At 65.4% G+C, this 10,883-nt stretch carries 12 protein-coding genes; 7 read left to right on the top strand and 5 right to left on the bottom strand.

The features are described from left to right. The first annotated feature begins 40 nt into the window (after positions 1-40). From AC3AYF_RS12885 to AC3AYF_RS12855, 7 genes are all read left to right on the top strand, one after another. Positions 41-286 (top strand): hypothetical protein, encoded by a 246-nt coding sequence (locus AC3AYF_RS12885; RefSeq protein ID WP_487779818.1) that lies wholly within the window; start codon positions 41-43, stop codon positions 284-286. Next, the gene (locus AC3AYF_RS12880) at positions 283-741 is read left to right on the top strand and encodes a GNAT family N-acetyltransferase (protein ID WP_298841105.1); all 459 of its coding nucleotides are present in this window, start codon (positions 283-285) and stop codon (positions 739-741) included. The genes AC3AYF_RS12885 and AC3AYF_RS12880 overlap by 4 nt, the downstream gene beginning before the upstream one ends. A gap of 83 nt (positions 742-824) precedes the next feature. Beyond that, positions 825-1,319, top strand: a complete 495-nt coding sequence (locus AC3AYF_RS12875) for a putative pterin-binding protein (protein ID WP_295036367.1) — start codon at positions 825-827, stop codon at positions 1,317-1,319. Then, the gene (locus AC3AYF_RS12870; RefSeq protein WP_295036368.1) at positions 1,316-2,914 is read left to right on the top strand and encodes a GGDEF domain-containing protein; all 1,599 of its coding nucleotides are present in this window, start codon (positions 1,316-1,318) and stop codon (positions 2,912-2,914) included. Before AC3AYF_RS12875 ends, AC3AYF_RS12870 begins: the two co-directional genes overlap by 4 nt. Before the next feature lie 171 nt (positions 2,915-3,085). Further along, a complete protein-coding gene (locus AC3AYF_RS12865; protein WP_295036369.1) occupies positions 3,086-3,304 on the top strand; it encodes a DUF1656 domain-containing protein in 219 nt (72 codons plus the stop codon). Then, positions 3,304-4,302: an efflux RND transporter periplasmic adaptor subunit gene (locus AC3AYF_RS12860; protein WP_295036370.1), complete on the top strand. Its 999-nt coding sequence runs from the start codon at positions 3,304-3,306 to the stop codon at positions 4,300-4,302. The genes AC3AYF_RS12865 and AC3AYF_RS12860 overlap by 1 nt, the downstream gene beginning before the upstream one ends. A 5-nt stretch (positions 4,303-4,307) precedes the next feature. Then, the gene (locus tag AC3AYF_RS12855) at positions 4,308-6,371 is read left to right on the top strand and encodes an FUSC family protein (RefSeq protein ID WP_295036372.1); all 2,064 of its coding nucleotides are present in this window, start codon (positions 4,308-4,310) and stop codon (positions 6,369-6,371) included. A 22-nt stretch (positions 6,372-6,393) separates the two neighbouring features. Here the strand turns inward: AC3AYF_RS12855 and AC3AYF_RS12850 are convergent, their stop codons facing one another. The 5 genes from AC3AYF_RS12850 to AC3AYF_RS12830 form a co-directional block, all read right to left on the bottom strand. After that, positions 6,394-7,431 carry a trans-3-hydroxy-L-proline dehydratase gene (locus tag AC3AYF_RS12850; protein WP_295036373.1) on the bottom strand — a complete coding sequence of 346 codons (1,038 nt, stop codon included), beginning with the start codon at positions 7,429-7,431 and terminating at the stop codon, positions 6,394-6,396. An 18-nt stretch (positions 7,432-7,449) separates the two neighbouring features. After that, entirely contained in the window at positions 7,450-8,217 is a 768-nt protein-coding gene (locus AC3AYF_RS12845) for an ABC transporter ATP-binding protein (RefSeq protein WP_295036374.1), read from the bottom strand. Next, entirely contained in the window at positions 8,217-8,993 is a 777-nt protein-coding gene (locus AC3AYF_RS12840; RefSeq protein ID WP_149436785.1) for an ABC transporter ATP-binding protein, read from the bottom strand. The genes AC3AYF_RS12845 and AC3AYF_RS12840 overlap by 1 nt, the downstream gene beginning before the upstream one ends. A gap of 9 nt (positions 8,994-9,002) precedes the next feature. Continuing rightward, the gene (locus tag AC3AYF_RS12835) at positions 9,003-10,016 is read right to left on the bottom strand and encodes a branched-chain amino acid ABC transporter permease (RefSeq protein ID WP_295036376.1); all 1,014 of its coding nucleotides are present in this window, start codon (positions 10,014-10,016) and stop codon (positions 9,003-9,005) included. Between the two features lies 1 nt (position 10,017). Continuing rightward, positions 10,018-10,883: branched-chain amino acid ABC transporter permease (locus AC3AYF_RS12830; RefSeq protein ID WP_487779817.1), on the bottom strand; the 866-nt coding region annotated here is incomplete at its 5' end.

Here is a 10,883-nt window from a genome sequence, read left to right as displayed (position 1 = left end):
CACGTTCGACCGCATGCCCGGCTAGAAGCGCGGGGACGGAATGGACGATCCCATCGCGGCCATCGCCGTCGGGACCGCAGCCTTCTCCGTCTCCCTGCTGACGCTCTTCTCCGGGTTCGGGCCGGGCACGCTGCTGATGCCGGTCTTCGCCGTCATTCTCGGCGTATGGCTGCTCGACGACCCGCTGGGTATCAACAAGGTCGCCGGCGGCGCCATGGTCGTCGCCGGGCTGGCCGTCATCAACATTCACTTCAGTCGCCACCGCAGATCGAGCCCCGCCCCATGAACTCCATTCCGATGCCCGACATCCTGCCCATGACCATCGACGATCACGCTGACTTCGCCGCGATGATGTCGCGCACCCCGGGCGTGGTGCTCAGAAATGCCGATGGTTACGCGGCAACGCAGCGCTATCTCGCGCGAAATCCCGGGCTGAGCTTCGTCGCGCGGCCTGCCGTCGGAAGCGGCATCGTGGGCTGTGCCATGGCGGGACACGACGGCCGCCGCGGCTACCTGCAGCATGTCATGGTCGACCCGGACTATCGTCATCTGGGAGTGGCACGAGCGATGGTCGATCGCTGCCTGGCGGCACTGCTGGCAGCGGGAATCGAGAAAGTGCATCTCGACACCCTGGCGGACAACCGCGATGCCCACCGTTTCTGGCATCATCTGGGGTGGGACGATCGCCGCGACGAGATCGTCAAGTTCTCCCGCATCCTGGTAGCCGACGCCAACGCCTGACACAGGGTGCCGGAGGCGCCAGGACAACGATCCAGAAAACCGTCGCCCCGCCGATAACACAAGAAAGCCCGGGAATAGCCATCATGTTGCGACCACTCATCCTCGGAGTACTGATCGCGTTGTCGTCACTGCCAGTAAGGGCGGAGGAGCCGCCCTACCCCGCGGACATGCCACTGCTGAAGATCGTCGATTCCCACGGCCGGGCGCTGGCGTCGTTCACGCTATCCAGCCTGGAAGCGTTGCCCAGCCGCGAGGTCACTGGCTCGATCCCGGACACCAGCGATCCCGAGGCTCGCTGGTCGGGGGTGTCGTTGAACGCCCTGCTGGAAAGCCTGTCGATCGCCGCCCCCGACAGGATGCTCGCCGTGGGCCTCGACGACTACAGCGACATCATTCCCCGTTCGGACCTGGAGCACTACGACCCCATCGTCGCCTACCGCCGAAACGGCCACTATCTCGCCGTCGACCGTTACGGGCCGCTGGTCGTCATGTATCCCTATACCGACTACCCCGAACTCCACGAGCGCACCTACTACAGCCGCACCGTATGGCAACTGAGCGAACTGCAGCTACAGTGACCGGACCAGACGTCGCCGGGGCCGGCAAGAGCCGGCGCTGGCCGGTCATGCTGCTGATCGCGCTCGCCGCCGCCATGATCGTCGCCGCGCTTGCGGGGCTCAGGCTGATCTCGGAGAAAGGCGATGACTACGCCTCCCCCGGCCTGCACACCGAAGTGTGGCAGAGCTACCAGTTGCGCTCGGAGCTACAGCGTCTGCTCGACACCGCCCGCGCCGTCGATGACGGCCGGGCCGGCGCCACCTCGCTGATCCTGCGCCTGGGCGTCATGCGCAACACTCTCGATCCTTTCCGCCACACCCCTGTCTTCGACTATCTGCCGCAACCCAGGCCCGAAGTGCACGAGACGATCGAGCGTCTCGACGCGCTCAGCGCGGGCTGGATGGAGCGGTTGAACTGGCAGGACCAGGCCGGCGCCAGGCGCGTGGCCGCCGACATGCTGGCCGAGCTGCCGGCGCAATTGCGTCCGGCGCACGACCTGATCGTCGTCTCCAATATCGCCGTCGCGGCGCAGCTCGACAGGGAGCGCCAAGCGCTGCAGCAAACGTTTCACTGGCTCACCGTCACGCTGGTGCTGCTGGCCTGTGGCTGCCTCATCCTCGCGCTACGCATCCTGAGCTCACAGCGGCGCTCAAGACGCCTTGCCGGAGAGCTGCAGGCGCTCAACAGCTCGCTCGAGCGTCGCGTTCAGAGTCGCACACGCCTGTTGCACGAGCGCGAGGCGCTACTGCGTACGATTCTCGACTCGACGCCGAGCGACGTCACCCTGATCAGCGCCGACCAGCGACGAGTGTTCTACGTGAGCGACGACCTGCTGACCCAGACGGGCACCCGGCGTGCCGAGGACTTCCACCTCGAGGCGCTGTTCGACAATGGCGACGACTATCGACAGCTCGTGGCGCGACTGAGCCGCGGGGAGACCGTTCATCAGATGGAGGCGCGGCTCTGCCCGAGCTCGCCTTACTGGGCCCTGCTGAGCGCAAGGCCGTTGCGCATTCATGCCCAATCCGCGTGGCTGATCTGGAGTCTCGACATCACCCGGCGCAAGGCGATGGAGCACGAGCTACAGCAGCTGGCCTCCACCGACGCTCTGACCGGCCTCTACAACCGTCGAGCTCTGTTGAGAGCGGCAGTCAAGCAACTGCGTCGGGACCGGCGCGCCCCGCTGAGCGTACTGTTGATCGATATTGACCACTTCAAGCGGATCAATGACGAATATGGCCATCCGATAGGGGATCAGGCGCTACGGGCGCTGGCCCACCAGCTCGAAGCGCTGATGCAGGACGACGCCCTGCTCGGTCGCATCGGTGGCGAGGAGTTCGCCGTCGTGCTCTCGGGCGTATCCCTCGAAGCCGCCGCTCTGATGGCCGAACGCTTGCGCGCCGCCGTCGCCGAAGCCGAGTTGATGGTGGATGACCACATAACGCTGTCGATGACGCTGAGTATCGGCCTCACCCAGCGCCACGAAAGCGATAGTCTCAAGAGCCTGATGATGCGAGCCGATCGCGCGCTCTACCGGGCCAAGGCGGAAGGTCGCAATCGGTGTTGCCATCTGCCTCCCGTCGAGCTGGCTCCCCCGGCGCTCGACGAGATTTGAGCCACCATCACCGTGCAACGACGCCGCGAGCGGCGAGGCCGGCTCACAGCGTATAGTATGAACAGGCCCAGGCTTGTTCGACGGACGTCACGCTCGGGATGCACGTTCTGACAACGACTTAAATAGCGTGCTAACATTAACCGCTCGCCACACCATCGCCACAGGGAACCTATGGGTATACAGGAAATCGCCGTTGGCGGAATCTTCATCAGCCCCTTGCTGCTCTATGCCCTGCTCGGCTTCGTCGCGACCATCATCCTGCGCTCGTTGCTGCACTGGGTGGTCGGGCAGCGTGCGCTGTGGTACGAAGCCTGGTTCGACGTCTCGCTGTTCGTGCTGTTCACTGCCGGTATCACTTTTCTGTTTTCCGTCCTGCTCGAGAGTACTTGATGCGCAATTCGCTACGTATCCTCATGACCCTCGTCGTCGTCGCGATCGCCGTGGCCGCCGGCATCTGGCTATGGAACTACTACCTCTTCACGCCGTGGACGCGTGATGCCCGCGTGCGCGCGGAGGTCGTCACCATCGCCCCGGACGTTTCCGGTTGGGTCCGCACGCTGAACGTCAACGACACCGGCTTCGTCGCCCAGGGCGATACGCTGTTCGAAATCGATCCCGCGCGCTATCAGGCGGCCCTGGATCAGGCCCAGGCCACGGTGGAGAACCGCGAGGCCACCCTCCAGCTGCGCCAGACGGAAGCCCAGCGTCGCAATCAGCTGAGCAGCCGCTCGATCAGCGCGGAGGATCGTCAGATCGCCCAGATCAACAGTCGCGTCGCCGCCGCCAATCTCAAGCAGGCCCAGGCCGATCTCGCCAGCGCCAAGCTCGATCTGGAGCGCACCCGCGTCGTGGCACCGATCAGCGGTCATGTGCTCAATCTGCAGCTGGCCGCCGGCAACTACGTGACTCGCGGTACCCCGGTGATGGCGCTGGTGCAGTCTGACTCCTACTACGTCATGGGCTATTTCGAGGAGACCAAGATGTCCTCCATCGACGTCGGCGACCCGGCGGAGGTGATTCTGATGAACGGCGACACCCACCTGCGTGGCCATGTCGCCGGGATCGGCCGCGGGATCGCCGACACCAACACCACGCTCAACAATCAGCTGTTGCCGCAGGTCCAGCCGACCTTCAACTGGGTACGACTGGCGCAGCGCATTCCGGTTCGTGTCACTCTGGACGATATCCCGGACGAGACGCTGCTCAGCGCCGGGATGACCGCGACGGTCAGAGTTCAGCATGCGGACGACGATCATCCGGCCGAGCACGCCAGGGAACCCGCCAGCACCGCCACGCCGACCACCCGGCCGGCCGATCGGCGACCGACGGAGCAGGCGCAGTCGCCCGGTGAGATTCCGGCAGAGAACGCCGCCGAAGCGCCGCAGTGAGCACCATGCCGCCGCTCGTCAAGACTTACCTGATGCCCGACGCCACGGCGGTCAAGTTCGCCATCAAGACGACCGTGGCGATGATGATCGCGCTCTACCTGGCACTCTGGTTCAATCTCGACCGCCCCTACTGGGCGCTGATTTCGGCCGCCTTTCTGCAGATTCGGCCGATGAGCGGCATGGTGATCGAGAAAGGCATCTGCCAGATCAGCGGTACCTTCATCGGCGCCGTGGCGGGCATCGCCATCATGGCGCTTTTCGCCCAGGCCAGAATCCCGGCGCTGATCTCCCTGACGCTATGGATCATGCTGTGCACCTACGTCGGCTCGCTGTGGCGCAACAACTATACCTACGGCTGCCTGATGGCGGCCGTCACCGCCATGCTGATCGTGGTGATCTCCAGCGGCAGCACGCCCGGCGGCATCTTCGACATCGCGGTGGCGCGGCTTTCGGAGCTGGGCCTGGGCGCCATCTGCGCCACCCTGGTCAGTTCGCTGCTGTGGCCGTCCCGGGTCGGCAAGCATCTCTCGTCGCAGGCCGACACCGTCATCAACGAAGCGTTCGAGAATGCCGCCCTGCGCCTGGAGGCGAGCGACGACATCCCCGCCATGCAGAAGGCGTTGCGAGGCAGCCTCGGCCCGTTGACGGTGCTGGAGACGGACAGCCAGGCGGCACGCTTCGAAGGGCCGGAGGGGCCGGGCCGAATCCGCGCCACCCACGTGCTGACCCGACGAACGCTGCGCTTCCTGGCCAATCTCCAGGCGCTGCACCAGATGCTGCACGATCACGCCGACAAGCTGGCCCCCCGCAGCGTCGAGATCGCACGGCAGGTCGCTCAGGGTTTCCGCGAGGCGGAGCACGTCAAGGGCGTGCCCAAGGCGCGGCAGGAGCTCCAGGAGCTTCGCCACCTCGTGCACGAAAGCGATGAAGAGGACATGGCACCGCTGGACCGTCGCGCCCGGCTGGGGATGCGGGAATCGATCGGCCACGCCATGGTGATGCTGGATGCCCGCGAGGCGATTGCCTCGCCCGGCACCCACAAGCTGCGCTCGACCTCTCTGGCCTGGCATCGCGATCATCTCGCCGCCGGTATCAACGCGCTGCGCTCCGGCCTGGTGTTCGGCGCGCTGGCCACCTTCTGGATTCTCACCGCCTGGAACAGCGCCATGGTCGCCATGCTGCTGGGCACGCTGTTCTCGTCGTTCTTCGCCAGCCGCGACAATCCGGTCGCGATCACCATGATGTTCTACAAGGGCATGCTTGCCGCCATCCCCAGCGCGTTCCTGTTCGGCCACGTGCTGCTGTCGCAGGCCAACGGTTTTCCGATGCTGGCGATACTGTTCGGCACGCCGCTGTTCCTGGGTCTGCTGGGCGCGACCAATCCGGCGACGATGGGCTACTGCCTGGCCTTCACGATTTTCAACATCCTGCTGACCATGCCCGGCAACAACATGGACTTCTCCTTCGACAGCTTCGCCAATCGCGCTGTCGCCGTCATCATCGGCCTGACCTGCGTGGTGATGGGTTTCCGGCTGCTGCCCGGGCTGGGTACGCGGCTGCGCCGGCGCCGCCTGATCAACGCCATCTCCAGAGATATCCACCAGTTGAGGCGACGTTCGATCCGCGATGCCGAGACCCGCTTCAGCGGCCACATGGCCGATCGCATACTGCAGTTGGCGCAGCACGACGACATGTTGCCCGAAGACCAGCGCCACCTGTTCATCCTCGGCTTGACCGGCCTGGACCTGGGGACGGCGACGCTGCGCCTGCGGGATCGACTCGACGACGCCCGGCATCCGGTGATCCGGCGTGCCCACCGCCAGTTGCTGCGGGCGCTGGCCAGCGGCTTCGAGGAGAGCGCCAATGGCCGCCAGCCGCAAGGCATTCGCGAGGCGGGCAAGCGCCTGAACGAAGCCATTGCCGAGCATGGCGACGTTCCCGCCGATCGCCGCGTGCTACTGGAGGGGCTGGTGGAGCGTCTCGAACTGGCACTGGAACGGCTGGGTCGCATCATGGCCGAGCGGCCGCATATCAAGCCCGACCGACAGCCCGAACCCGCCACCCCCTGATCGTGACCGGCGGTCCGGCGTCTCACATCCCGCCGATTCGTGGCCAGGTGTCGGCAAGCCGGTAGCCGCCAGGCCACGGATCCTGCGGATCGAGGGTGTGCTGGTGGGTGCCGGTGATGAAAGCGCGCCCGCGGATCAGCGGCGTTACCGCTGCCACGTCGCCGACGCGCGTGGTCCCGTCGAGTCGGCAGACAAACCGTGAATCGATGATCGATTCGCCGATGAAGGTCTCGTTCAATCCGAGTTTGCCCTGGGCGTGCAGCAACGCCATGCGCGCCGAACAGCCGGTGCCGGTGGGCGAACGGTCGAGCTTGCCGGGTTGGATCGCCACCGTATTGCGTCCGAGCCAGGCGTCGCCCTCCCGCGTCAGCGGTGCGGCGATCTGGCAGAACGAGACGTGCCGCCAGTCGGGATTGGCGGGATGGTGGAATCCGAACTGGTCGTTGACCGCATTGGTGATGCGGATGCCGGCTTCGACCAACTCCCGCGCCTCGTCCGGCACCAGCCGGAAGCCGAGATCCTCGGCGTCGACGATCACGAAGCTGTCGCCGCCGAAAGCCGTATCGACGCGCAGCGTGCCCAGCCCCGGGACCTCCAGTTGCAAGTCCCGCTGGTCGACGAAGGCCGGCAGGTTGCGCACGGTGACGTCGAGGACGCGGCCACTTTCGCAGCGCGCCACGACTTCTATCACGCCACCGGGGGCCTCGAGCACGAGATGGGTTTCCGGCTCCTGCATGGGAAGGATGCCGGTCTCGAGCAGTACGGTCGCCACGCACAGGCTGTTGGAACCGGACATCGGCGGCGTGTCTTCCGGCTCCATGATGATCCAGCCCATCTGCGCGCGGGGATCCTTGGCCGGTACCAGCAGGTTGACGTGGCGGAAGACGCCGCCACGCGGCTCGTTGAGCATGAAGTCGCGCAGGGTCCGGTCGCGAGCGATCCAGCGCGACTGCGCCCACAGCGTGTCGCCGGGCGGCGGCGTCACCCCGCCAACGATGACGTCCCCCACTTCGCCTTCGGCGTGACAGCTGACGCTGTGAATCACACGACTTGTCTGCATTCGATACTCCCGAACCTGCTACTCGCCAACGCCCAGATAAGCCTTCACGATCGACTCGTCCTGGCGAAGCTCGGCAGCCGCGCCCTGCATCCGAATCTCACCGTTCTCGATCACGTAGGCGTAATGCGCCAGGCGCAACGCCAGGCGCGCGTTCTGTTCGACCAGCAGAATCGTGGTGCCAGCCTCGTTGAGCCGCTTGATGATGCGCATGATGTCGGTCACCAGCTTGGGCGCCAGCCCCATCGAGGGCTCGTCGAGCAGCATCACGCTGGGGCCGTGCATCAAGGCGCGCCCCATCGCCAGCATCTGCTGCTGGCCGCCGGAGAGCAGCGAACCATCCTGATGGCGGCGCTCGTGCAGGATCGGGAAGAGCCCGTAGACTTCGTCGAGTCGTTGCCGGCGCAGCGCGTTGTCCTTGACCGTGAACGCGCCCAGCTCCAGGTTCTCCTTGACCGTCAGCCCGCGCAGGATGCGTCTTCCCTCGGGCACGTGAACCACGCCGCGCCGGGCGATCTCGTGAGCGGCCAGCCTGGCGATCGACTCACCCTCGAGCTGGACCTCGCCCCGCTGCGCCCGGACCAGCCCGGAAATGGTCTTGAGCGTGGTCGACTTGCCGGCCCCGTTGCTGCCCAGCAGGGTCACGATCTCCCCCTCGTGGACGTCCAGCGAGACACCCCGCAGCGCCTGGATCTGGCCGTAGAAGGCTTCGACATCGCGGATGCCGAGACGCACCTTGCCCGGTCGCGTCCCGGTTGCCGGCGCGTCGGTCCGGTTGATGGTCTGCATCACAGTGCCAGCTCCTCGTCGTCCTGGCCGAGATAGGCCTCGATCACCTTGGGATCGTTCTGCACCGAATGGGGGTCGCCCTCGGTGATCAGAGTGCCGTGGTCGAGCACGCTGATGCGCTCGGAGACATTCATCACCAGGCTCATGTCGTGCTCGATCAGCAGCACGGCAACGCCGCGCTCGTCGCGGATACGCCGAATCAGTTCGATCAGCGCCTGCTTCTCGCCGCTGTTGAGGCCCGCTGCCGGCTCGTCGAGCAGCAACAGCTTGGGCTCGGTGGCCAGGGCGCGGGCGATTTCGACCCGGCGCTGGTGGCCGTAGGCGAGATTGGTCGCCAGTCGCTCCTGGTGGCCCATCAGGCCGACGAAATCGAGGCATTCGAGGCTGGTCTCGAGAATCTGGCGCTCCTCGGCGCGCTGACTCGGCAGCCGCAGAATGGCCGCCAACGCACCGGCTCGACTGCGACAGTGCTGCCCCGCCATGACATTTTCCAGCACCGACATCTCACGGAAGAGCCGCACGTTCTGGAAGGTCCGGGCGATGCCCATTCGGGTCACGGCATGAGGCTTGCGCTTGACGATCCGCTCGCCATCCAGCGTGATGTCGCCCTGCTGGGGTCGATAGAAGCCGGTGATCACGTTGAACATCGACGTCTTGCCGGCGCCATTGGGGCCGATCAGGCTATGGATACGTCCCGCGTCGACACCGAAGTCGACGTCGTGCAGTACGGTGTTGCCGGCAAAGCTCAGCGACACCTGTTTCAGTTGCAGCAGCATCGCTTTCTCCTAGGATCTCTTTTCAGGCCAGATACCACTCGGCCGGAACAGCATGATCAGCAACAGCAGCACGGCGAATATCAGTAGTCGCAGGGTGCCGAAATCGCGCAGCAGCTCGGGGCCGAGCACGACGATGAACGCCCCCAGGATGACGCCGGGTATCTTGCCCATGCCGCCGAGCACCACCGCCAGCAGAATCAGCACGGATTGCTGGAAGCTGAAGCTCTCCGGCGAGATGGCGCCCAGGTTCACCGAGAAGAAGATCCCCCCGATGGCCCCGAAGATGGCGCCGGTGACATAGGCCGCCAGCTTGGTCGCGACCCGGTTGATCCCCATCGCCTCGGCGGCATCCTCGTCGTGGCGCACGTAGAGCCATGCCCGGCCCAGACGGGAGTCGAACAGCCGCTGGCTGGCGATATAGGCAAGCACCGCCAGTACCACGAAGACATAATAGAAATCGATCGAGCTATCGATGTGCCAGCCGAACAGCGACGGTTCCGGGATGTGCGACAACCCGCTGGCGCCGCCGGTGAGCTCCAGGTTGCGGGCGGTGAAGCGCACGATCTCGCCGAACCCCAGGGTCACGATGGCGAGATAGTCGCTGCGCAGCCGCAAGGTCGGCCCGCCGATGATGACCCCGGCGAGCGCCGCCGCCATCAGGGCAAAGGGGATCGCGGCCCAGAAATTGACGCCGAACTGCTGGGTCAGGATACCGACGGTATAGGCACCCACCGCAAAGAAGGCCGCATAGCCGAGATCGAGCAGCCCGGCGTAGCCGACCACGATGTTCAGACCCAGGCACAGCACCACGTAGAGCAGCGCGTTGGTCAGAATGACCGTGGTGTACTGACTCGAGATCCACGGAGTGACGATCAGGATCGCCAGGATCGTGAGGTGAAGCGCCCGCCGCCGCCCCGGCGACTCGAAGGCCGCATAGAGTTTCTGGAGCGGATTGCGCGGTTTCGTCTTGTGAGCGTCATGCTCGTCCACATCGGGGCGCGTCGGTGGCGAATGCTTGTCCATGTCACATCCTCTCCACTTCGGATTTGCCCAGCAGGCCGGTGGGCTTGAACACCAGTACCAGGATCAGGATCGAGAAGGTGAAGACATCCTTCCACTCGCTGCCGATGAACGGAATGTGCGTACCGAAGGACTCCAGCAACCCCAGGATCAGACCACCCAGCATCGCCCCGGTGATGCTGCCGATCCAGCCGATCACCGCGGCGGTGAACGCCTTGCGCCCGATCAGAAACCCCATGAAGTACCAGATGCTGCCGTAATAGGCGCCAGCCATCGTCCCTGCGGCGGCGGCCAGTCCCGAACCGATGAAGAAGGTCACCGCAATGACGGCGGAGACGTTGATCCCCATCATCCGGCACATGTCCTTGTCGATGGAGACCGCGCGCATCGCCCGTCCGTAAAGCGTCCTGGAGACGAACAGCTCGAGCGCAATCATCAGCACCGCGGCGGCCGCCACCAGCACGATCTGGTTGTAGGAGAGGAAAAGATTGCCGAGGCTGATGCCGCCGAAGCCGAGGTCGGTACTGAAGGCCGTGTACTGGCCGCCGGTCAGCGCCAGCGCCGCGTTCTGCAGTACCAGCGAAACCGCCAGTGCGGTGATCAGTATCGACAGGCGCGGCGCGCCGAGCATCGGATGGTACGCCACCCGCTCGATCACCACCCCGAGGCAGCCGACGGCGAGCATCGCCAGCAGCATGGCCACGAAGATGCCGAGCCAGCCGGCCCCGAGAAAGCCGGAGACCAAGGAGAGCCCGCCGAACCCCGCGAAGGCGCCGGTCATGTAGAGGTCGCCGTGGGCGAAGTTGAGCAGCTTGATGACACCGAACACCATGGTGTAACCGAGCGCCACCAGGGCATAGAAAGAGCCCA

The organism is Salinicola sp., assembly GCF_982684285.1.
Note: the sequence above shows the minus strand (reverse complement) of the source record. Positions and strands in the feature narration are given on the sequence as shown.